Genomic DNA, 24,192 nt, shown 5'->3' on the forward strand with positions numbered 1-24,192 from the left:
CGGTGAGTTCATGGAACACAGGGGCACCATAATTAGATGCCAATAGCGTGGTAGAACTGTGCTCGATATGTATCCGCAATAGAAAGAGGCACCATGGTCTCGCGGGTTCTCTACCGACCGTTTGACACCGAAGACTTCGACGCCATCGCGCTGATTCTGCAGCAGCTTTGGCATAACAATTCGGATAACGATGAGTACAACCGCCTCGAAGCCGCGTGCGACCTTGCCTACTGCCTTTCTTCCTCGACGTTTTCGCAGGTTGCAGTTATAGATGGCGAGGCACGCGGCATTTCGCTTGCGCGTGCGGGACAGAGCTCCGGCACCGCCGTCAGGGAACATTGGATGGATACTGAGCGTGCACTGCTGTCGCAGATGCGTGAGTTAGAACCCGAATCGTGCGCCGAGTATCTCTCGTTTGTGCGCGCCACTATTCGAACCAACAACCGCCTGCTCGAGAAAAGCCCACTGCCGCATGACAACGAGGTCACGCTGCTCGCCGTCGACCCCGACGTCCACGGCCTGGGCGTGGGATCGGTGCTGCTCGACGCCGCAATCTCGCATCTGTCCTCGTGCGGGGCGACCAGCGCACACCTGTACACCGATTCCAACTGCTCGTGGAAGTTCTACGAGCTGCACGGCTTTAAGCGCACCGCCACGCACCGCGCCAACCGCGAAGAACGCCGCCACGCCATGCCGCGCGAAAGCTTCCTCTACGAACTCGACCTAACAGCCTAGCCCAAGCAGCCACACCTAGTCATTTAAGAACGTCCCCAATGACTGATCCCCAACAACTAGTCATTTAAGTCTGTCCCCAATGAGTGGCCTAGGGGGTTTGTAGATAGCCCTGGTCAAAAAACATCAAATATGAGTACTGTTACCTTTTTAGTAGCAGCGATTTGGGACATTTTTGACGCTTGTAGGCATGACGACCAGCTGCATGAGCTGACGTAGCTCCCCAAATGTTCAATAAAATGGGCTCCTAACGAGAAGTACTCTCATTAGGAGCCCATTATTATGTGCAAACATATGTGACCAACGCAGCAACAGTACTCATATTTGGCATTTTTTGTCCATTGCCCCTTGCGCGAAGGTCCTCAGCGGAAAGTTTGACCCGTTTCGATGCACAAAAATGGGATGAATCTTCCCTGGCAACCGCCCAGAAAGATCCACCCCAAAGCAAGCGCTCGCTAGAACGTTCCGCCGCCGCCTCCGCCGACGCCGCCACCGCCGCCACCGGAAAAGCCGCCACCGCTGCCGCCGCTCGAGCTATCGGAACTCGAAGCCAGCTCGCGGATGGTCTCGTGGTACACATCGTTGAACGAATCGAGCGGGGACTCGTTGCCGTAGTGATGGTAATACCACCAGTAGCAGGGGTAGTTGTCGTAGAAATCGTCACTGTTGCGCAGGTCCGCAGGCACGGCTTCGGCCAGCTGTCGCAGCACTTCTTTCGAAACGCCCAGGGCAACGCCCATCACCAGAAACTTGTTCCACAAGATCAGGTCGCTGGGGACGGCCTCCTTCAGACGCGTAAAGTCCTCGAGCCAATGCTTGAGCGCCTTGCAGCGAGCCGCCACCTCGGCGCCCTCCGGCGTGTAACGGCGGAAGGTGCAGCTCAGGACAAAGCCCACGATCGTGACGGGGATCGAGATCATAGCGGCGCCGACATTGGCGTCCGCAAAGTCGGTATAGAACAGAGAGCCCAAAATGCCAAAGACAATGATGATGCCGAGAACCAGGCCGGCCACCATCGCGATAGTGCCATCCGATGCGATAAACTCGCACTCCTCCAGCTTGCCCTTAACCGTGCTCTGATAGTCCTCGAGCTTGTCGCCAACAGATTCAGTACGCTCGCTGGCATACTCCTCCAGCTCGCTAAACGTGCGCGAACGGACGCCGTCTTTATCGGGCTTAACGCCAGCGAAGAAGACCTTGAGCACGTCGCGATCGATGCCGTCCTTCTTGGCAGCCTTCCAGGCCTCGTCGGTCACTGTGATGCGATACGTCTGCTCCTCTTTTTCGCGACGGAGCAGACCCTTCTTCTTGGTCTCGGTCGCTTCTTCCAGCTTGATCACGCGGTCGTCGGTCAGCTTCATCAGCGTGGCGATATATGCCTGATCGGGCACGTCGTTCCAGCTCATAAGAGTTGCAAGCACCGCGGGATGATCGGCGGAGGGCACATCGCGGAAGTACTCGTCCTGGAAGAGCGGCTTGGGCTTGGGCCTGCGCAGCTTGAGCATCACGATTACACCGGTATAGGCAACCGCCACAACAACACACACCACGGCAATCGCGCTGGCAACCGCACGCGCGTGCTCACGGCGGGCGTTAGCTTCGTCGGCCCATTCCTTCTCTTCGCTCAGGATCGTTGACATGCGCTCTTCGCCCGAAGCGGCAAGCTGCGGCACCCAGTCGCTAGGGAAGGCGATGCGTGCCTCGGCGAATTCGCCCTGGTGCACGCAGGGAATGGTATAGGTGACCATGGGCTCGTCCGCATCGAGCGACACGTCGCCCGTCAGCGGGCCGTGGCCCCATGCGCGGAAGTTATCGCCCTTGACGGCAGCCGTCCCGGCAGCGGCATTTGCAAAGTAGACCTCCATCTCGACGTCATCGGAGTCCGCCGACCAGCCGTCGCCGACGAATTTCCAGTAGAGCTCGGCGGTATCGGCCCAGTTCATAACCGCACCGGTCATGGAATAACTCACGTAGTAGATTGCGCTGTCGCCGCTCTCGTGAGGGCTGAACACCTTAATCTTTACGCCGTCGTCGGACTGTTCCACCGTGTAAACGCCGTCGTCGCCTTTATTTGCGCTGTCGACCTTGTTAAACGCAGTGTCGTCTTCCTCGACGCTCAGCACATTGACGACCACCGAGCCGCCTTGCTGGTTAGAGCCTGTATTGATATCCCAATACACGCCGTTAATGTCATCGTCGAAATCGAACTGGCGTCCCTCGACAACGGTCAGCGAGCCATCGGCCTCAACCGTGGCACCGATATAGGTTTGGCTCATGGAGTAGCCGTCGGCGTGCGCGACGGCAGGCAGCAGCAACAACGCAAGCGCGACGAGTGCGCAGACGGAAGCGAACCGCGCAAACAGGCGGCGCTGCCGACAGGGCTGGGCAACGGGGGCGTTCATAGGCACATCCTTTGTCTGTGGTACCAGTAGCGTCATTGTCCCACGTTTGCGGGTTCATGTGACGAACATCTAAGTCAGCGGAGCGTCAAAACGGGACAAAAGTCACGCCCGCCGCCGGCACCTGGTGACGTTCCCTATCTGCCGGTAATCTGGAACACTCCTTGGCATAGCCCGCTCCGGCAATAGATACCACTTCATAGCTCCATCACAGGTGTAGCGGCTTTGTGTGGGCGCGGCATTCGCTGATTGAGCCGCCAGTTGAGGGGCATAAAGCAGTTGAGCGAAAACGGTTTGCCCCTTTGCCGTCCGCTTGAGGATCATGTCCCCCTTTTCCGCGGAAACCCCGGCAGTTGCGAAGAGCTGCCGGGGTTTCTGTCGTTTGAGGGCTAGATTGATTGACGACGATTAAGGCGCCGAGCCGGTGGTCCGGCACGCGCAACGTGTGGCCGCGGCAACTTGCGAGCATCGACGACGCCTCCCCTCACCTCACCCCGCGCTATACTCGTCCGCATGGATATCAACGCATGCAACATAGCAACGCCCGCCGTGGCCACGTCGACGGCGACCAACAGCAAGCTCGTCCCCGCCCCCGCGCCTGTCGTGGGCCGTTTTGCCCCGTCACCCTCGGGCCGCATGCACCTGGGCAACGTGTTCAGCTGCCTGTGCGCGTGGCTTTCGGCCCGCAGCCAGGGCGGCAGCATCGTGTTACGCATTGAGGACCTGGACGATCGCTGCAAGCGCCCCGAACTTGCCGCTCAATTGATTGACGACCTGGCCTGGCTGGGGCTGGAGTGGGACGAAGGCCCCTACTACCAGCACGACCGCCTGGACTTGTACGAGGACGCCCTGCACCAGTTGCAATACGCCGGCCTCACCTATCCCTGCTTTTGCACACGCGCCGAGCTCCACGCCGCGAGTGCACCGCACGCGAGCGACGGCACGCCCATCTACCGTGGCGCCTGCCGAAGTCTTTCGGCCGAGGAGGTGGCCCGCCGCAGCGCCCTGCGCGCGCCGGCCACACGTCTGCGCGTGCCCACCGTCGACGACCTCGCAGACGACGTGATCGAATTTGTGGATCGCACGTACGGCGCCCAATGCGAAGCACTCGCCACCGAGTGCGGCGACTTTTTGGTGCGCCGCAGCGACGGCGTGTTTGCCTATCAGCTAGCCGTGGTGGTCGACGACGCTGCCATGGGCGTCACCGAGGTCGTGCGCGGATGCGACCTGCTGGGGTCCACGCCGCGCCAGATCTATCTGCAGCACCTGTTGGGACTGCCCACGCCGCACTACGCACATATTCCGCTGCTCATGGCACCGGACGGCCGCCGCCTTTCCAAACGAGACCGCGATCTGGACCTGGGCGAACTCCGCGCCCGCTTTGGCACGCCCGAAGCGCTGCTGGGTTGGCTCGCCGGACAAACAGGCATCGCGCCGGGCACCACGCCGCGCTCTGCCGAGCAGCTGGTCGAGCATTTTAGCTGGGATGTTATCCGCAAGCACAGGGAGAACATTACCGTAACGGCTGAGTAATCAGGCACCCCACCCCTACGCAACATCCCAGGGCTGGAGTTCGTCGCCCAGGCGAACGATGCAGTCGTAGAGCACGGTATGGCGCTCGGCCGGGTTGGCATCCCGATGAAAATGCCCGTAGTACCAGCGCTTGTAGTCCAAGCGGTCCTCCAGCTCATCGAAAAACGCCGTAAGCCGATCAACGGCGGGGCAATTCCAGCCGGGCGCCGGATAAAGCGTGGGCGAAAGCATGCGCGTAGAGCAGGTGTGGGTGACCACGTAGTCGACCTTCCAGCCCACGCCGTCGAGCTTTGTCCGCGCCTCCTCAAAGTTGCGCTCGTCCGGCAGCTCCTGCGGCCACCAGCTGGAATACGGAATGCGGTATTCCTTGTCCACGCTCGTGGCGCCGCCCATGGTAAAGACCGTTGAGCCGTCGAGTTCAAAAACCTCGCCGCGCGTCAGGCGCCGTATGGGCGAGGTGTCCGACAGGCGCTGTGTCAGTCCGCCGTGCCACAACTCCATGGGTCGCTCCGCCCAGTGGTCGAAACGTTCGTGGTTGCCGTCGACGAACAGCACGGTATAGGGGCGCGACTCCAGCCAAGCGATGTCGGCGCACTCCTCGGCAGAGAAATCCCACGGAAGGCCAAAGTCGCCGGCAATGATGAGATAGTCGTCGCTCGTCAGGCTTTCCCCAAGATCCCAATCGCGCAGCTTTTGCATGTCAGCGCCGCCATGGACGTCGCCCGTCACATAGACCGTCATCGGATCACCACTTCCCTCTTATAGGTTTCGAGATCGCGCTCGACCTGCTCGTCGCCCGTGGCGTTGACCCACCACGGCCACTTAACGCAACACACCGGCTCGTCTACCTGTGCAAACCACGACTTGAGCTCCTCCAGGCTCACCGGGGCGTAGCCGTTGGCGTCCACGCCCACGTCGTAGCGCAGCAGCCCCTGCCGAAGGTTGAACTTGTTATACGCGTCGCCACAGCTGTGGATATGCCCGTGCAAATGCCAGCCGCCGTGCGACATACCCTGCCAGTCGACCATGGGATAGTGGCTCAGCACGATTTTCTGACGGTCGATCTTGAGCACGCAAATGGGCGGCTCGACGATAAAAGCATCCGCCACCGCAGGCTGCGTCCAGTCTTTATCGTGGTTGCCGGGCAGCAGATGGATGCGCTTGCATGCAATGCTTTTGCGCAACTCGTAGGCATCTTGGACCGTCATCTTAAAGCTGAAGTCACCCAAAATGTAAAGCTCGTCATCCGCAGCGACCTTGCTATTAATGCTAGCGACCATGGCGTCGTTCATCTGCCCAACAGTCGACCAAGGCCTGTCGGCGAGCCGCAGCATGTTCTCGTGCCCAAAGTGGGTATCGCTGGTAAACCAGATCATGGGGACCTCCTAACGCTCTTGCTCAAAATAGTCACTCGCCGTCTCATCCTGCCCATCGGCACATCGCGCTTCGATCGGCACGATATCTTGGTAGATAAGGCGATGCTTGTCATCGCGCCATTCATCGTCATGGTAATGGCCAAAGAACCAGGTGCGGTAGTCGAGCCGCCCGTCGAGCTCGCCCAAAAAGGCCTGCAGCGAATCGTCGTAGAACTCGCGATTGCACTCCATGCACAGCTCGTCAGCCAAATCGACCGGCGCCTCGTGCGTCACAACATAGTCGACCTTCCAGCCCGCGCGATCGAGCGAGGCGCGACAGTGTTTGATCTCGCGCTCACTCGGCATCTCCTCGGGCCACCACGTCTTTCCCTCCTGACGCCACTGTTTGTCATGGCTCGCGGCGCCACCCATGGCGAGCACCGTGGTCCCCGTGATGTCGAACACCTCGCCGCGCATCAGGTGCAGCACGTGCGGGCGAACCTCGTGAACGAGGCCCCCGTTCCACTCACGCATTGGCAGCCCCGCCAGCAGATGATGGTTCTCGTGATTGCCGTCGACAAAACACGTGGTCCAGGGCTTGGACTCAAACCAGTCGAGCCAGTATTTGTCGGTGTTCGAGCCGCTCCATATAAAGCCAAAGTCGCCGGCAACGATGACAACGTCATCGCGCGTCAGCGTTCGACCCAATGGCCAAACGCGCGACGAGAAGCGACTCGCCCCATACTCGGCAACACCGTGAACGTCTCCGGTAACGAAAATAGACATCAAACAACACCTCCGTGCTGTGCGACTCTGGACAAATCAATGGAAGAAATTGCAGGCCGGGCCGGCATCTGTATCCCTTAGGGCTTACCCTTCGTTCTTCCATCCAAACGGATCAAACACCCAAAAAACTAGATCGAGCACACTGTTGGCGGGCAGCATGTTGGGCAGGGCGTCTTGCCTCGCTTGAGTGCAGCCGCTAATGGTACGCTTGTTTTAATGGCGTTTTGAGGAAGGCTTTTGCACCCCGTAGAACGGTGGTAAATCTTGCCGTTCTTAGTGACGATTACCTTGATTTTTGAGGTATCCACGCTGCGGGGCTCGATGGGCGCAGCCACCTCTTGACGAGCTGGCGCTGTTTTCCAAGGCTTGCCTCTCGAAAAACCAAAATCGCAGAATCGATTGATATAGCTGTCGAAACATCCATCGAACAGCAACCCCGTTGCCAGACCCGCCATGAATCCGCAGGCGATCGCGGCCTCTCCTCTTATTTGCATATATCCCTCCTTAATCAATCTTGAAGAAAAAGGCGGCGCGCGCCGCAGAGCCCATGCCCCTGCGGTGCGCGCCAAAAACAGCGCGCTTCCCTGTCCCTAACGGATCAGCTGGCGGCGCTTATCGGACAGGAATACGCCGGCGGCCACCAGGACCGTGCCGCCGATCACGAAGGTCTCACCCAGCAGCTCGGACGCATCGCCCGTGGCGGGCATCGCCGTCTGCCAAGTCGTGGCCTCGGTCTTTGCCTCCGCATGCTTGGCCTGGTACGTCACTTGCGTGACGGGCTGGGTCTGCTCGCCGTTTCCGCGGTCGGCGGCCTCTTGGCGAGCGATCTCGGCGTTAAGCTCGGCAATAGCCTGGTCGAGCTCGACCTTGGCGGCGGTGTAGTTGGCGAGCGCCTCCAAGTATGCCGGCGCCACGGCATCCGTCGCAGCCACGGCGTCATCGAGTTCGGCCTTGGCGGTCGCGGCACGCTCGGCGGCATCGTGGGCCGCAGCGATCTTGGCGTTAAGTACCTCGTCCGCATCGTCAGTGCTGCCGTTGACAATGGCTTCGGCAATATTGATTCTGCGCAGGCGGGCAACCGCGGCGGCAGAGGCGTCGCGCGCGACAGTCGCATCCACCACGGCATCGTCAGCCTCCACCACGTCATACTCGGCATCGCTCACGGCCATCGCCGCTGCATCGAGCGCGGCATCGGCAGTCGCTTTGTCCCCAGTGGCCTTGGCAAGTGCTGCGGCGGCATTCTTAAGCTGAGAGGCGCGGGCGGCAGCTGCATCAGATTTTGCCTGAGCCGTTGCCACGACGGCGTCGGCATCGCTTGCAGCCCGCTGCGCCATATCGAGCTCCACCTGAGTGGCAGCAGCATCGATGCCTGCCTGATCGGCATCGCCTTGGGTGGCAAGAAGTTCGGCCTCCGCCTCGCGCTGATTGGCACGCGCGCTTTCGAGTGCAGACGACGCCGCATCAAACGCACGCTGAGCAGCGGCGATATCGGCTGAGTACGCCGCTAGCTCATCCTGGGCCGCGGCAAGTGCATCCCGTTTGTCGCCAACACCGGCACGAGCGGCGTCCAGTGCGCGCTTGGCAGCAGCCACCTTGCCCTTGGCAATGTCGAGCTCGCCAGACTTGGCGGCCACGGCGTCCTGCGCTGCCGCAACAGCGGCGTTGGCAGCGCTCAAATCGGCGCGGGCATCGCTGACGGCACGCGCGGCGGCGTCAGCTGCAGCCTGCTTTTGCGCCACGGCAGCCTGGGCCTCCGAGGCCTTGGTTGCCGCGACATCAACGTTAGCGGCAGCGCGCTCAACCTGGGTTTGCTTTGCTGCAACGGCCTGCGATGCTGCACTCACCTTGCTGCCGGCATCGTCGGCAACGCCCTGCGCCACAGCAAGCTCCTTGCGTGCCGCATCCACGCCCTGCTCGGGATTTGCCAACGAGTCACACCACGCATTCAACGCAGCCTCATACTCTGCAACCGTCATCGGATTGAGGTTATACGGCTTATACCATTGACCAGAATATACAAATGTTTGCGCCTGTGTACTCCCGTACAGCGTCCCTCGCGTGCAAACGCCCATGCCCGTCACGGTGTAATCGGGGTTGATCACGTTGATGTAATGTCCGACCGAAGGGTTTGGTCCACCGTGCAGTGCGGCGTAGTTATCAATCTGGGAGCTATGCGCTGTATAGAAATCGTAAGCGGCCTTTCCCGTAAGGCCCGACGCGCCCAGCGAGGCGGCGGCAGCATCAAAGATGGCCTTCTCCTGATCGACCCACTGCTTAAACGGATTGCTTCCGTAGTTCCACGCCACATTCTCGCCCACGTTAAACTGCTGAGCGTGCGCGACCTTCGTATCGGAGAAGTTCGCGTCGGCGATGGCGGTCGCCATCATGGCATATGTCACCTTGAGCTCGCCTAGGCCAACGCTTGCGCGATACTCGTTGCACGCTTTGAGCCACACAACCGCCTGCTTCATATTGGTCAGGCTCGTCGCGTCGACTTCCTCGCCCACCTTGTTGTAGCCAGCGAGTTTGCAGTTGAGGATGATATCCGCCGCATCGTCGGCACCCACACTCTTAAAGAATGCGATGGCACCCTGGCGGTAGTTCTCCGCCGATGCATTCGCCGTTGCCTGAGCGGCATCGAGCTTTGCCTGGGCCTGAGCCACAGCCTGGTCGGCCTGCTGCTTTTGGGCCTTCGCCTGATCGAGCGCCTTGTCGGCAGCGTCTTTCTCGTCCTTGGCCGCCGAAAGCTTGGCCTGGGCATCGGCCAGCTCCGTGAGCGCACTGGCATGATCGGTCTTGGCCTGGTCAAGAGCGGCGTCGGCAGCGGTCTTGGCAGCAGCGGCGGCATCCAGCTTTGACTGGGCATCGGCAGCGGCCTGCTGCTGATCGGCAACTGCCTGCTGAGCAGTCTGAACCTCGCCCTCGGCGGCGGCAACGTCCTGCTCAGCGGCAGCAAGCTCGCTCTCGCACTTCGACTGCGCGGCCTTGGCGGCCGTCAGCGCTTCGGACGCAGCAGCCACCTTTGCCTTGGCGGCCTCGTACTCCGGGCCCGCGGCGCCCTGCTCGGCTCGATCCAGATCGGCCTTGGCCGCGTCATAGCTCGTCTGCGCGGCATCCACGTCCGCATCTGCCGCGGCCTTTGCCTGCTGAGCTGCCGAAAGCTTGCCCTGCGCGTCCTGCTGCTTGGCAGCGGCGGCAGTGGCAGCGTCTTGAGCATTCGAGAGCTTGGCCTGCGCATCAACGACCTGCTGCTTCGCCTGTTCCAGGTCACTCGCAGCCTGCCCTGCGGCAGCCTGGGCGGCAGCTACAGCCTCGGGCGTAGCATCGGATGCAGCAGCCTGTGCGGCCTCAAGCGCAGACTGGGCATCACGGGATGCCCTCTGGGCAGCAGTCAGGGCTTCATCCTTGTCCGCCAGCTCCTTCTTGGCAGCATCGAGCGCAGCCTGAGCGTCCTCAAACGCCTTGACATCCTGATCGGCCTTGTCCTGCGCAGCGCCCAGCTGCTTTTCCAGCTCGGCCGAAGCAGCGGAGGCCGCGCTATCGCTCGCACCGCGGGCCGCGTCATAGGCGCCCCGCGCCTGCTGCTGGTTGACGGCGGCAGCATCGTAGGGAGCGGCAGCCGCTTCCAGATCGGCCTTGGCGGTAGCAGCTTTAGCGCGCGCCGCATCAACTGCAGCCTGCAGGTCGGCGACCTTTTGCGCTGCAGACACGGCACCCGCGCCAGTACCGGCGGCCGCAGCGCTCGTCAGCGGCGACATCACCGCAGCCGTTGCGCCCGCGGCGCCAATGCCATCCGCACCCTGCGCCGCCGCGGTCAGAGGCGACAGCAGCGAGCCGCCCGTCATGGCAATCGTCGCCGCAGCAACCGTCGCCACGCGCCCAGCCGCCCTGGCCTTACCCAAGGCCTTGCCGTTCATGTCCTTGTTCATGTTCTTGCTCATTGCCGATTCCTTCCCACGGTGAGCCGTTGTTTGACACAGATAGTCGATCTAACTTGCCCCGCTAAAAAGAGGTGATAACGGGGTAATTAAATTGAGCGAATTGAATCGTGATGAAACTGATCTCCGCAAAAGCCAAACTCATAGTTCCGCTCGCGCTCAATCTCATCTAAATACTCGAGTTCTTCGCCGCATGGCTTCTCTTCATCTAGAAATACAAGCCCGTTCTCTGCGCGAGAACCGACAGTGCAACCAAGGATAGTCTCGAGATTAATGTAACTACTATTATCGTTGTTAAAGGAGAAACTGCTGGTGCTCATGCTCAAGTCCCGTCTACATAAACTCAAATTGCTGTGCTTGGCCTCTTTTAGAGACCCCATCTCATACGCTATGACTGCAGTATATGCGCTCCGCTTGTATGTTGCAAGAACAATTTTATTTTTCTAACGCATATAACGGATGTTCATTTCTGTAAACCGCCTCGCTCTCCCCCGCCGCTCCCTCACTTGTTTTGTTACATGTGTTGAATACCATCCCGTGCGGACAAAAACTCACGCAGGGCGGCTGAGCGATGGCATCTATGCCGCTTGAGAAAAGAAAGGAAAGAGAAGCAGTCGGCGACTACTCGCACGAAGCGAGCAGCTTCTCAAGATCGCATTCCAACGCCTCGCGCTCCTCAGCGTCGATCACCGCGAGGGCGACACGCATCAGGGACACATCGGCGGCAAGCTCCTTTACCTGGTCGGGACGCTTGCTAAAGTGGTCGTAAATCCGCAGGGCCTCCCCGGCCGCCAGGTACTGCCACTTTTCCAACGAAGGCTTTTCGGACCTGCTCATGGCATCGACCCACTCGCCAAGACCCTGAAAACCGTTGCCCGTAGTCGTGCCGTTCATAACCACATCGAGCGGGCTCAGCAAGCAATCGGGCGATTTTTTGTACACCAATTTGGTGAGCGTAAGCACCTGAGCAAGGTTGCGATACTGTTCCTTGTCGGCATAGAGCACGTCGTTGTAGCAGGCGCACGCCTTAAGCAGCTCGTGGGCGGCAATGCGCTCCGGCCCATCAAACGGAACGCCGCGCAACAACACCCCAGCAAGATCGAATGCCTTGCCGCCCTGCACGATCTTGTCGAGCGCCGAACCGTCCACCAAATCCGCCAGCCAAGCAAACTCAGGCTGATACGGCTTATGCTCGTCCTCGTCCTCATGCTCCATCCAGTCGCTTACCAACGCCAGGGCTTCAATCTCTCTCCCGTTCAGAAAGGGCGAATTCTCCCCCATCTCTTCCTGCAAAAAGCCCCGCGGCTCATGAGAGCGCTCGTACGCAACCGCAAGTTCCCCGTCGCTCACGACCAAGGTCGCACGGGAAATATAGGTATCTTCCCGCATGTCCCTCCAGGCGTACATCATAAGGGGACGCAGTTGACGGAGCATGCCGCGCGCGCCGGCACCTTCCTTAACCGCGCGCTTCGCCGCAAGGCGAGCAGCATCTGCCATCAGCTCCATCTTGGCGCCATTTCCCATCATGTTGTTGTACTTGGGCAGGTACTGTTCATACGCAATCTGGACCAGATCGTCCACGCTCAAGGCGTTAAAGTTAATCACCGAGCCAATGCGCCCGCACAGCTCGGACATAATACCCCAAGTCTCAACATCCTCGATGGTCGCACTGTCTCGCAGCTCGTTTGCCGATTTTGCGGCGGTGCACACGGCGGCATACGAGGATCCGAAGCCGACCGTGGTGCCAGACTTGTCACTCAGGCGCTTGCGCACCAGAGCATCCAAGCCCATAAAGGCGCCGCCCAAAATGCAAACAACCTGATCGAGGTTGAGCGTCTTAATGGCCGCACTCTTGGAGGTATCGCATTCAAACGGCATCTCCCCGCCTTCCAAGAGCTTAAGGAACGACTGCGATGGACTAAAGCTTGATGCAACTTCGCCCCCATCGGGCTCGGCACGAACTGCCTTGTCAAACTCGTCAAAGAGCACCAAACAGATATCGCCGGGATTGGCAGCCTGATAGTCCGCGACCTGCGACAGGCAGTTGCTCATGCTGGCACCGCGCCAGCCCTCGCCCGTCATGGTGGAGACATCGAACACAAACAGCTTGAGCCCCGCGGCATCCGCCACGGCCTTGATGGTGTGGGTCTTTCCCGTGCCAGTGGAGCCCATCACCAAAATGGCAGCGGGCGAAAGAACGTCGCGCGGGTCGGCGCCGCGTGCCAACATCACGCAGCGGTTGACCTCAAAGCTCAGCGCCGTCACAAAGGCCTCCAAGCTTCCTTCGTGGCCAATAACACTCTGACGCGTCTGCTCCACCAGACGCGTAGGCGCAATTCGATTGAGCAAGTCCTGGTAGCGATCGATGTTTCGATACTGCTTCTGAGTCATGGGCGCCTTCCTTTCCATATTGGTTTTCTTTCCTTCGATGTGGGCCGAGCCCTTAAACCACTACAGTGCCAGCGATGTCGCCGACTCCAGATAGATCACGTTGCCCGGCTGGGTAAAGACCGGAATGTGGTAGAGCAGCTGCAAAATGCCCTGCTTGAGCAGCGGAAACAGTGTGGGATGCAACACTTCGTACATCAGGGCACCAGCCATAAGAGCGGTAAGTATGGCAAGCAGCAGAAGCTTTTGAGCGTTAGAGAATACCGACATGGTCGTTCCTTTCTTCATGCGAGATATTTGGATTGCGTTGTGGGTTAGCGACTCATAGCGATGGCAATGCCAATAACCGTGATAACCACGGGGATCGCAAGCGATGCAAACAGAATCCCGGCAAAAAGGCCCACCACCAGCGCGCACACGATGATGACCAGCGTGGTGGGTACAAGCGCAAGCAGAGGAGTAACCACGCAGGCGGATGCAAAGCGAAGCCCGTGGAACTTGTGCTCATCGGGAAATAGAGCGTTAAGGACCCCTTCGACAATTCGCCACTCGACAATCGTTCCGATGGTTAAGACAACCGCCCAAAGCAGGTAATCATTTGCACGGGAATCCGAAGCCATCTTTCCGGTGACGCCAGCCCAACAATCAAATGCCGCGGTATAGCCCAGCAAACAGACGATCGCGCAGACGACGGATGCAAATGCGCCCGCGCTCTCGATTGCACCGAGCAGCTCGCACATGTCGGATTCGCGCCCTCCCGTTAACAGCACGATCCATTTGTGGGCAAGCGCCGCAACAAACGCCGCGCCCAGCACAACCCAGTACACCCTAAACGCCACCAGGCGCCATGAATGGAGCGGGATCACCGTGTTGCTCTCGCTAATCTCGAACATAAACCCGCCGAGCCACGTCGTCAGCAAGCACATCATGTCGATGGCGACCACGTAGAGTACAACCGCAAAGACGGTTTGCAGAATCATGCCGAAAATATTCATCGCCGTTGGCTTCTTGGGGGCGTCCGGCTCGATTCTGTACATGTCGTATCCGTTCATTAACTGTCCTTTCGTTGCTGAAACAACTAGTTGGTTTATCCACTGTAGCTTGATACAACTAGGAGATATGCAAATCTCTTAGTGTTAGTATCTAGCGAAATATTACCCAATGCGTACGGCCTCATACGCACCATTCGATTTTTTTCTTTTTCATTTGAGTGCCCCGTCTGAAAAACGCCGCAACTGCTCTTCTTGTAGACTGAAGGCAATTGAGCCGCGACGGGCCAGTCAGCGAACCGCGCAATATAGGGAATATGCAGGAGGTGCGCATGCTCAAAACTAAAGCAGAATTTGCAACTCTTCGCTTAAACGAAGATCTCAAGCCATATATGAGCCGATATCTATCGGATCTTGTGTCTCATATGGTCGAGAAATATCAGCCTTCGTCGAGAACGAAAAGGCTCATTGAACTGTGCTGTCGCGATTTTGAGTTTTCGAGCGAGCACGTCGATGGCCCCTCGTGGTCTGTTTTGGGGATTGACCTCAAGCGACCTTCGGCCGCCTCGTTTGAGTTTGAGGACCGCGTTTACAACGAAGCAACCGACGAATGGGATTATGTGCCCGCTTGCGTTTGCAAAAACCGAGTCAAAGTCCCGACGTCGACGTTTACTGCCATCGAGGAGAATATCTTTTTATACGACTACGAGCAGGACGCAGCCTCTCACACGTACGAATCAGCACTCATTTACTGCAGGCCCCCCGAGCTACGACCGCTATCCCAATTCCCGGCATCTATCGATGCGGCAAATGCGCGAGTCCTGGATTTCCTCAGAACGCGCTCGAAGCAGCTGCAACGCAGCGCAGGCATCCCCGATCTGCTTTCGGTCACTGAGTGGTACTACATCTTTCTTGCGGCATCCATTGCCTGCTCTCAGTCCCATGCCACGGCCGTCATTCAGATTTCGGACCGTCTGTTCAATCTGGCGCGAGCCGTAGATGGACGTCGCCTTCTTTGTGACCTCGGCCTGCTAAAGAGCATTGTGCTTCTTCCCAACACCATTGCCAAAAAGGCCGAGGGTCGCGCGCTGCTCTTTATTGGCGACGGCGAGCCCAATGATCCGTATTTCCTTTTTGACGGCAGGAGCTTTGACGACAAGCAAATGACCGATGAGATTCTGCACCAGCTCCTCGATTCCGTCGACCGAGCCTACGGCGATCAAAAGAATCCAGTCTATTGGCATCGGCTCGAGGATCAGGGCAACGGCATCTATCCCCTATTACCCAATACAAAGAGCGGATCGTTCGACGAGAGAATGTTCATCCCCCTTGGGTCGCTAGCGCCAATCTACCGCGGCACCGCCCGCAGCGTTGTAACCAAACTGCCCGAATCAGATCCGACAGACAGTTACCAACAGCACGACTGCTACTACCTGTCGCTAAAGCATCTTCATGATGGCGCAATCATTGCCGCAGAAGATGTACTTGAGCGTGTCCCCGATACAGATATCTACGATGTAAGCCGTGTAGACTACGAAGATTTTCGGAAGGCCAAACCGATCGACGCCCGCGAGGCGAGCCTTCTCATATCACGCGTCGGGCCTCCATTCAAGCTTGCCCTCATCACGCCAGGCCACTTTTCTGTCGGTTCTGAGCGCCCCGTGGAGCGCGGTCTTTTGTTTGAGAGCATTGTCCCCTGCGACGCCATGTTCTGCGCTACCTTTGAGGACGAGCTGCTTGCCCAGTTTGTCCTGGCATACCTGTCGTCCGATGAGGGGCAGAAGAAACTGGCGGACACCTCGCACGGAGACGCGCTTGTGCAACTTGCCCCAATGGACCTGCGAAGCATGACCGTGCCTGTTCCCGGGCGAGCGGAGCAGGAGCGCTACGCGCTAGAGTACGAAGCAAAGCAGCGCGCCTACGAGGACGCCCTTAAGCAGGCGGAACATTACGCTGCGAGCAAGGGAACGATGTAGCGACCGAGATTGGCAGACTGTCCGGACTTTTCCGACGGCTTGTCAATCAGGCGCGCCATTCAGCGCGGCGGCTAGAAATTGTCATCGGACTTTGCGCTGGCTTTGGCTGCCTCTTCGCCCGCGATCAGGTCCCTAACCGTTATATGCGCACCGTACGTAGCATCCTCAATCTTTTCCATAACATCAGGGTCGCAAGTTCCCCAAATATCTTTAAGGACTCGAGCCAATCCCCAAGCGGCGCTGAGCAGGACGTCAACATCCTTTAGATCTAAGTGGCTGACCGCAAAGGGACAGTACTCGCGCTCCAGCAGATAGGTGTCAACGGCGCCAATTGCCTCAGCCACGTACCGCTCAAGATCGGGATGGGGATGGAAGGCGCACAGCGCCTTGTGCGGATCGGTCGGCTCAATCCAATACAGCGTTGTCGCATCCTCGCATTTCTCGAGCGGATAACGCTCAACCGCCTTCTCCCAACTTTCATACCAAGGATCGGCATCGCCGTCCGTCATTGACCTGCAAAGATCAATCGCCGCAGAAACAGTCGCACACGAATATCTATAGCTGGCGTCTTTCTTAAACTCATCATTGAGCTCGACATCGCCAGACAGCTCCGCCTCCATGATCAGGAACGGACCATCCTCATCCGTAACGCTCATGGGGTAGTTGTTGCACTCATAGTCCGGATACATTTTGTCTCCAATCAATCGTTCGGACACATTAATGACCAATATCGAAACCGCGCTCGCGCGGAGGGACGTCGTCCTCGCGCCAATCTGCAAGTTTTTCTCATCGCGTGAAAAGAACTTGCGATTTCTGCAAGTTCTTCTCACGCTGCGATAAGAACTCGCATGATCGCCCCGCTACCTGCGCCACGAGGCAGCAAGGATAATGGGAATCCCGGCAAGGCACACCACCAAGGCTACGGCCGCGAACGCAAGCGCGATGGCCACGCTCGCGACGACATAGGCCACGGCAATGAAGGCCAGCGCCAGCAGGCAGGCAAGCAGCTCGGCCACGTAGCACAACACCAGGTTCGAGCTCGCGCGCTTCAGCAGGACGTCGGCAAGGCGGACAAGCTCGACGGCAAAGCCGCTGCCGAAATTACGGCCAGGGCCCTTGGCAAGGAACCACTTGAACAGGCACATCAGGGCGCAGCCCAGCATGATCATGATGGAAACGGTCCATACATTGTGCCCCGACTCAACAAGGTTCTGGTCACCCATCGCGCTGCCGTTGATGAGCCAACTCGTTCCATAGCCCATGAACAGCATCGCCAGCAGCAGGCAGGCGCTTACCGCGGCAAGAGAGCGCGACACGCGCCTGCTGAACACCGGAGCTTTGCAGCTGAGCCCAAACCCCTCGCGAACGCGCCAGACGGCATGGTAGGCAGGGTAGGCCGCGATGAGCACGGCCACGAGCAGCGACGCCCAATCGGATCCGGGTGCCGCTGACGCGTACTCCGCGATCGCAGAAACTGAGCAGTTGGTGTGGAACGACTCGTTCAGAAACAGCGCGACCTCGCCCTTCCAAACACAAAACGGAGCGGCGACGGAGGCGATGCCGGCAACGGCAACCGCAGCAACGACAATAAGCGGTGCGCCCTGCACGAGCTTGACGACCTCGCCCTTGGCGGTGCGGGGTGAAGCTTCAACGGTGCTGGCCGAAATTTGGATAGAAGTGTTCATGATCTTCCTTTCAAAGAAGGCTACGTTCGCAAGCTAATGTAAGAAAACACTGTCTTCGAGGGATTGAACAAGACTGTTGCCCTCAGAGACAAACAAACGTTGCTATCGGCATATTGGCCGCTCGGGTACTTCATCATTACGCATCTGTAATTCATCAAATCGCAGGATCTCATTACGCTCAAGCAGAACAGATTGAATAAGCTCATGGACAGCGGCATTGCGGTAGCACAACGACTCCCACGTGGCCAACAAGCCGTCAACAACTCCCTTGTAAGCAACAGAGGAGTCCTCGAGCTCATAGGCAAGATCAATTGCCTCGTCAACTATCTGCCTCATCTGCAAAAGCGTGCACGTGAGATCCGCCTCACTCGACTCGTCGCAAATATAAATACAATCGGACTCAAGCATCTTTGAATCTCCCTTCGAACAACTGACACCTGCAGAATAGTGAAAAGAGATAAAAAGCAACCCGCAATCTACCGCTATATAGCGGTAGATTGCGGGTTAAACCATAAAGCGCACTTAGCCTTGGGCCAAATTACGACTTAGATTCAAATAGGTCGCATATCTCTTTGGCTTTCGCCAGGGGATACTGCGCGTAGTAGAATACGTCGCCGTTCTTTTCTCCGCACACAAAGACTGCGCCCAGCCCCAAGCCTTTAGCGGACGGAACTTTGCATTGTTGTACGCTCTCTTCGCCTTCATCGAAAAGTCGCAGATACCCTTGTTCCATCAGAATAGTGTTGGCATCTTCAGCCCTAATCCCTGAGCCACCCTCTCTCAGTATTTTCGAAATCGAGGCATAGCCCTTAGCGCTTGCCTGATCCATTGAGTAACAGACCGGCAAACGCTCGGCCCCCGCAAAAGCCGCTTCGTAAGCAATACCCTCTCGCATGATTTCCACACTCTTATGACCAGATTCATCAAGCTGAAAAGCAACGAAAAGGCATCGAAGCGCCAGCCAGACCTCGCCCGCGCTAACCATCTCTTTTCGGTCGGTGTGACAGGCGCTATTACGAAATTCAGTAAATCGACCCAGTGTTTCGCCGAGTGTCCTCCACCAGTCCCCCTTTGACGCCTGCGTCAATTCAGCATTTTCAACTCGAACAGAGGATGCCAGTAGCTCACTCTTTTTTTCAATTAACCTTTTGTATTGACCGAGGTTAAGGCCCTCAAGCTCCTTGAGTGGCTTTCTTGCAACAACATAATCGGGAGCAATGGCCTTCAAGGTCGGCAGCAATTTCAAACGCAAGTATCTCTCCGCCGCACGGCAGAACATTAGCAGGCAAAATGCGCAATCTGAATCGCTATCGGTGCCAACACTGCCAATGCCAAATATCTTGCACAGAAGAAGCCCCTGCTCGATATTCTCAAGCACCCTATTTTTGCCATTTTGGTCGCACTCGCAATCAGCGAATGCGCTTTGAAGAGCTTCGCGCGAAGAAAAGCCTATGATTCGACAGTCTTCTGCATCCAGATTAAAGCTTTTGAACGCTTCGCCCACGTTGTCCAAATAGGAATCGGTGTTTACATCAGGGCACCAAACATCTTTATTGTCATCTTTCTTGTCGTCTTCATTGATATGTTCCTCGTCCGCGCCAGCTGTCTCCCTTGGAAGAGATTCTCCTCGCGGCAGCATATCCTTGGCTGCATTGAGTTCCTCAATAGCGCCGGTTTTCTGGTAATTTTCCCAATGCACAACCCATGCCGTATCGAGAATGCGCTTCATCGTTGCAACGTTCTCGTTAATCTTCCACGCTGCATAGTCGGCAATTACGTAGAGGCGATACTTGGCTCGGCTTGCCGCAACATTCACGATATTTGGGTTTACAAACTTGATTGCGCCCTCACAACTGCGCCTTGTATCACACCCCAAGACAAATACCACTTGATGGGCTTCTTTACCTTGGAACGTATGAACCGTACCAATATTATGCTTTGCGAAATATTGCCATGCATCTTTGTCAGCCACTTCAGTCCTAGCACTTAACAGCCGGTCCTGAAGCCCCCTGACAACGGTTTTAAACGGAGAAATAATATAGAGACTTGGAATAACAATTCCCTCGGACTTGCCCGATTCGCAAGCTTTTTTCTCAGCCGTAGCTACGGCCTTATCAAAAGCGTCCTTGACAATCTCGAACACTCTATCGCCCTGGGCATCAACATAATGATCGCGATTGCCACGTTCAAATCCCGTAACATTGATCCACTGTGAGGACTTTAGATAAAAGCTGTCAGCGAGATCCTTTTTTGGGCTAGCCGTCTCGTTAAGCATGGAGCCCTGATACGAGATCTCATTTGAAATATCGAACATGGGTGATATGCAGCGACGGTGAACCACAAGCGGGCAGCCAATCCATTGATCATCCTCGCCGTTGCTGCGCAGGTGGCCATAGGGGTTAACGGCGTCGGCAAGTCGCTGGACCGAAGCCATATCCCCCTTATAAGGTAGTAATACTTTTTTACCGAGGACAGCGCGGAGCTCCTTAACATCCCCTGTGATCACAGGCTCAATCTGAGAGGGGTCACCGACAATCATTGCACGTCGACTGCGAGCAAGGGCGCCCAAAGCAGCATACGGCACCGCCTGTCCCGCCTCATCTATTATCAGCAGGCCAAATAAAGGGTCTTTCCCAATCTGAATGTCCTCAAACATGCGGCCAATCGACGCAAACGTGGAAGAAATCACTGGGGTAAGCAAACTGAGCGTCTGAAAGAGCGCAGGGGCCATACTCCTTCTATCGGCTTGCGTGAACTCTATTAACTCCTTTTTACCAGAATCGACGCCCTTGTCTTTGGCTCCCCAGTATGTTCGTAGAAGCGCAATGTTATTCCGCATACATTTTGATTCAAGGATGAACTCGCGTGTCACCTGCAATGCATAGAGAAATAGCAGGTTGCGGTCCTTTTTTAGGTCAGGGTCATCGGATGGATTATATAGATGAGTCTTTTTTCGGCTTTCGCTATCCCCCTTTGAGATGCACTCGACAAAATGCCCATTAATCGTCTCAACAGATTCAGCACCATCAACTCTGTTGCGCTTTTGACCTTGGATCTTCACCCACAAAGAGGATAGTTCCTTCTTTTCATTCTCTAGTTTTTCGTATTTGTTCTCGAATTTCGTACGCAGCGCAACAAGCCTCTGGTCCGGTGCGGTTTGCAGCATAAAGGAATCGAGCTTCTCGCGGCTATCGGACAAACGGCCCCTATTGAAGATGCTCCCGATCAGCCCACTGGCCTTTTCTTCCGCATCGCGCAATTCTGCTTCAAGCCTATTCCTTCTCGCCTCATAATCAGCAGTATCCTTCGCAATGTCATCAAGATATTTCCGGACATCACCTGCGGAACTGCCTTCAAAAGGACGAGACAGACATACCGTTTCGGTTGTCAGTTCTTCAACTATCTCTCGCTCGTCCTTTTGACACCTACAATTCAATTGGGACAAATGCTTCTTGCGGTTCAGAAGTTCGCGCTCCCCGGCTGCTTGCTCCTCCATTTTGTTGAATCGATCGGTTATCTTTTTGTATTGAGCAAGAAACAGCTTCTTCGCCTCAGAAAACCGTCCGCCCTTTCCCAGCCCGCCGTTAAACTGCAGCGAAGAAAGCTCGCAATCTCTGAAGTTATTAATATTCCTACGGTTTCCCAGACATGCCGCAACCATAAGCCCAGGATGCGTAGGGTCGCGAAGATTGCCTTTATTGTCAACGAGCGCCGAAGAGAAATAGAGATCATCCACCGGTTTCTGCTCGTTTTTCTTTCCCCAAACAATGTTGGACAAATCTGACTCTAGAAACTCCTTTTTCTCAGATTCGTCAATACCCTCCAAAAAGGCCTTCCCATCAGGAAGCTCTTTGGCGATGTTCTCAACTGCTGCATTGTTTGTCGAGCAGACCAAGATGCTGAGACTTTTTATCGCATCTCCCGTTCTGCCCTCTTTGAAGCGATAAGGATTCTTGGCGTACTTGAGATACCGTTTGCTAAGTTCTACCTCTTCGAAGGCGTCATCGGGCTTGTCATATTCGCACAGCAGACGGGCTTTTTCGACAACGTTAGCCGCAACGATATCCTTGAGCAGGGTTGTTTTTCCCGTGCCCGGAGGACCGTTAACCGACATAACGTCGTTTGCCGGGTATTTGCGTGTCGAACCGCCACGACCAACCGCAAGATTTACCGCCACTTGTTGCATCAAACTCAAGGAGTATTTACTCGGCCAGCGACCGATAGGTGTAGCGCCGGCTCCCAACACTTCAGAAAAGAAGTCTGCACGATCAGCCAGATCTTCATCGTCTTCGCCGTCCAGAAGATCGATCTCTCCGCAGGCAGATTCATTCCTCAAGCCACCTTCAAGGTATGCGGCGACAAGAGACAGCGATCCCTCACGAAGATCGTCGAAAGACCCTGACTTGTTGCACAGCTCATTTATCATGGAAATGTCTTTTGCGAAAAATGAGTGACAGAGTGATTGGTCGAACGTTGGACACGCATCGTCCCCGCTGTCCTTTGGCTTCATTGCTCTATATTCGACAAGCAGCCTTGAACACCACTCGCTGATACGTTTAGCCCCGTCACCGTCGGGAAGGCAGCTGGCTATCCCCTTAATCATTGGCCGGACGCAACTATTGACAATGCCCCTAATGACACCATATGTCAGCTTTGTTCCAACGAGTTCTTGATTGAGCTTCTTGCAAATATCGTCCTGCTCTTTCTCAAAGCTACCGATGGCATTTAGGCTATTCCCGACGTTCCTCTTCAACCACCAAAATAAGGAGGACAACTCGAAGCTGACAAATTGACCATCAGGACTCACACCTAATAGTGCAACCGTCATGCACTCATCCTCTTTTTCGATTTCATTCCCCGGTTTTTCTGCAAGATAAGTCATGACCGCTTCGCGTGGAACGGAGCCCAGGTGACAATAAATCGTTGAGATCGGCCAGTTTTCGCCGTTTGTGACACTATCCGTACGCTCTCTCGCTTCTTCAGAAGGCGTCCTTAGCTCCTGGTCGTCCCGCTCTTCAGGGACAAAGCAGTCATCAAGCATTCCTTTTCTGGGCCTAGGCGGGTCCTTTTTCTCTTCGGGTTGGTCGCCTTGGCTCAAAAAATCAAGCAAATACCAGTAATCTAACGCATCGCCAATTGCTTGCTTTTTCTCAGCAGGGGTCATTTGAATCAGTCCTCGCACTCACATAGATACATTTATGTCCAATAATGTCCACAACGTCATCGCGCAATTTCTTTGGTTGAAGTATCTCAAACACATCGAGCCACTTCATTGCCCATGTTTTCATGCCATCATACGACGCCATAAACGAATACTCTGGATTTGGATGCCCGTCCTGTGTCTCGCGCCGAAACCCATCGTTTCCGGCAAATTCGGCTAAAAGATACTTCTCCTTTGCTTGGTTATGACACCTTACGTGAACCGTAACGATGTCGTCACTAAACATCCTGTTCACGCCAGCACAAGAGAACCTTTTTGCTTCTTCGGCCATCGCCTCAAAATGACCTTTTGCATCGTCCGATGGTCCAGCAATGGTTATATCCCGCAGGCTATCAACTCGAATTGCGTCAAAAGACCTCGCGGCACCCTTGTGGCCCACAAACAGGTAGTAGTAGCCATCGTGCATACATAGATGATATGGCGTATGACTATGCAATCGCCCCTTATCAGAAGTTCGAAAGCGGACTCTCTGCCTTTGGCTAATGGCCTTTTCCAATAACTTCAAATTTGCAAGCGTTGCTTCCATATTTGCAATTCTGCCGCTTTTGAGCAGAGCATTTTCTTGAGCCAAACGATCTTCGATCTGCCGTCTTTCTTCGCCGCACAGTAGGCGAAGAACTGCATGCTCAAGTACGTCGGCTCCACCCACGCCCGTAGAGGCTTCAATGAGACGGCACAGATGCTCAATTTGCGCACTATCAATTTGACGCTCTATGCTGTACAGGCGCTTCGCATTTTTAGGTGCAGATTCCCCATCGCCATTCGTCAGCCGCTCGCCCTTACAAGCCAATCGACTTGCAATCACCGTGTAGAACGGATTCAGACAACTGTTGTCGAGATCGATACTATTCATCTCGGTTAACGGACTGGCGCCCGCATTATTGCAGAGCGAAGGCTTTTTTGATCCAGAATCAACAAGTGCGTTCAATACGCCCTGCACTGTGTCGCGCTTAACTTCATAGCCATAACGGGCTTTAAGCTCCGCCATTATGTCAGAAACGCTCAACCCTTTGCCAAGCCCAGCATCAGTTTCCTCCAATAGGATACGCTCGACATATATCGCCAGCTCCTTTGGATATGCTCGGTGATTTCCCTGGATTTTCGGTTGAACCATAGCCGCCTCCAATCTGAACAATCAACATTTTACTCAGTCGATATGACCAAGAGATTGAAAGTGCCGCTATTTAACG

17 protein-coding genes are annotated in these 24,192 nt (G+C 56.2%); 3 read left to right on the forward strand and 14 right to left on the reverse strand.

What is annotated here, in order from left to right:
- The first annotated feature begins 93 nt into the window (after positions 1–93).
- A complete protein-coding gene (locus DW112_RS02800; protein WP_118328274.1) occupies positions 94–735 on the forward strand; it encodes an N-acetyltransferase in 642 nt (213 codons plus the stop codon).
- A gap of 452 nt (positions 736–1,187) precedes the next feature.
- Here DW112_RS02800 and DW112_RS09930 read toward each other — a convergent pair whose 3' ends face one another.
- Positions 1,188–3,134: a DUF2207 domain-containing protein gene (locus tag DW112_RS09930; RefSeq protein ID WP_158551264.1), complete on the reverse strand. Its 1,947-nt coding sequence runs from the start codon at positions 3,132–3,134 to the stop codon at positions 1,188–1,190.
- A 510-nt stretch (positions 3,135–3,644) separates the two neighbouring features.
- Here DW112_RS09930 and gluQRS point away from each other — a divergent pair.
- Complete coding sequence (gene gluQRS / locus DW112_RS02810) at positions 3,645–4,664, forward strand: tRNA glutamyl-Q(34) synthetase GluQRS (protein ID WP_255413181.1); 1,020 nt, start codon at positions 3,645–3,647, stop codon at positions 4,662–4,664.
- A 15-nt stretch (positions 4,665–4,679) separates the two neighbouring features.
- Here the strand turns inward: gluQRS and DW112_RS02815 are convergent, their stop codons facing one another.
- From DW112_RS02815 to DW112_RS02845, 8 genes are all read right to left on the reverse strand, one after another.
- Positions 4,680–5,405 carry a metallophosphoesterase gene (locus tag DW112_RS02815; protein ID WP_117637086.1) on the reverse strand — a complete coding sequence of 242 codons (726 nt, stop codon included), beginning with the start codon at positions 5,403–5,405 and terminating at the stop codon, positions 4,680–4,682.
- Entirely contained in the window at positions 5,402–6,040 is a 639-nt protein-coding gene (locus DW112_RS02820) for a metallophosphoesterase (protein ID WP_117637087.1), read from the reverse strand. Before DW112_RS02820 ends, DW112_RS02815 begins: the two co-directional genes overlap by 4 nt.
- A gap of 9 nt (positions 6,041–6,049) precedes the next feature.
- The gene (locus tag DW112_RS02825) at positions 6,050–6,805 is read right to left on the reverse strand and encodes a metallophosphoesterase (protein WP_089572443.1); all 756 of its coding nucleotides are present in this window, start codon (positions 6,803–6,805) and stop codon (positions 6,050–6,052) included.
- Between the two features lie 128 nt (positions 6,806–6,933).
- Positions 6,934–7,374, reverse strand: a complete 441-nt coding sequence (locus DW112_RS09860) for a hypothetical protein (RefSeq protein WP_147349712.1) — start codon at positions 7,372–7,374, stop codon at positions 6,934–6,936.
- Between the two features lie 21 nt (positions 7,375–7,395).
- Positions 7,396–10,746, reverse strand: coding sequence for a CAP domain-containing protein (locus DW112_RS02830; RefSeq protein WP_118328275.1), 3,351 nt, complete (start codon positions 10,744–10,746; stop codon positions 7,396–7,398).
- Positions 10,747–11,364: 618 nt separating this feature from the next.
- Positions 11,365–13,134, reverse strand: a complete 1,770-nt coding sequence (locus tag DW112_RS02835; RefSeq protein ID WP_158550986.1) for an AAA family ATPase — start codon at positions 13,132–13,134, stop codon at positions 11,365–11,367.
- A gap of 60 nt (positions 13,135–13,194) precedes the next feature.
- Positions 13,195–13,401 (reverse strand): hypothetical protein, encoded by a 207-nt coding sequence (locus DW112_RS02840; protein WP_117635625.1) that lies wholly within the window; start codon positions 13,399–13,401, stop codon positions 13,195–13,197.
- A 44-nt stretch (positions 13,402–13,445) separates the two neighbouring features.
- Positions 13,446–14,183 carry a hypothetical protein gene (locus DW112_RS02845; protein ID WP_117635626.1) on the reverse strand — a complete coding sequence of 246 codons (738 nt, stop codon included), beginning with the start codon at positions 14,181–14,183 and terminating at the stop codon, positions 13,446–13,448.
- A gap of 209 nt (positions 14,184–14,392) precedes the next feature.
- On the opposite strand from DW112_RS02845, the gene DW112_RS02850 reads away from it, so the two are divergent.
- Complete coding sequence (locus tag DW112_RS02850; protein ID WP_147325179.1) at positions 14,393–16,096, forward strand: hypothetical protein; 1,704 nt, start codon at positions 14,393–14,395, stop codon at positions 16,094–16,096.
- A 71-nt stretch (positions 16,097–16,167) separates the two neighbouring features.
- On the opposite strand, the gene DW112_RS02855 is transcribed toward DW112_RS02850, so the two are convergent.
- The 5 genes from DW112_RS02855 to DW112_RS02875 all read right to left on the reverse strand — a co-directional run bounded on the left by DW112_RS02855 (position 16,168) and on the right by DW112_RS02875 (position 24,116).
- Positions 16,168–16,785, reverse strand: a complete 618-nt coding sequence (locus DW112_RS02855; protein ID WP_118328276.1) for a hypothetical protein — start codon at positions 16,783–16,785, stop codon at positions 16,168–16,170.
- A gap of 171 nt (positions 16,786–16,956) precedes the next feature.
- Positions 16,957–17,781 carry a hypothetical protein gene (locus DW112_RS02860; RefSeq protein ID WP_117635629.1) on the reverse strand — a complete coding sequence of 275 codons (825 nt, stop codon included), beginning with the start codon at positions 17,779–17,781 and terminating at the stop codon, positions 16,957–16,959.
- A 102-nt stretch (positions 17,782–17,883) separates the two neighbouring features.
- Positions 17,884–18,189 (reverse strand): hypothetical protein, encoded by a 306-nt coding sequence (locus DW112_RS02865; RefSeq protein ID WP_117635630.1) that lies wholly within the window; start codon positions 18,187–18,189, stop codon positions 17,884–17,886.
- A 130-nt stretch (positions 18,190–18,319) separates the two neighbouring features.
- Entirely contained in the window at positions 18,320–22,945 is a 4,626-nt protein-coding gene (locus DW112_RS02870; RefSeq protein WP_118328277.1) for an ATP-binding protein, read from the reverse strand.
- Positions 22,932–24,116, reverse strand: a complete 1,185-nt coding sequence (locus DW112_RS02875) for a WYL domain-containing protein (protein WP_117637095.1) — start codon at positions 24,114–24,116, stop codon at positions 22,932–22,934. Before DW112_RS02875 ends, DW112_RS02870 begins: the two co-directional genes overlap by 14 nt.
- Positions 24,117–24,192 lie beyond the last annotated feature (76 nt).

It is taken from the genome of Collinsella sp. AM09-41 (assembly GCF_003473245.1).
GTDB lineage: Bacteria > Actinomycetota > Coriobacteriia > Coriobacteriales > Coriobacteriaceae > Collinsella.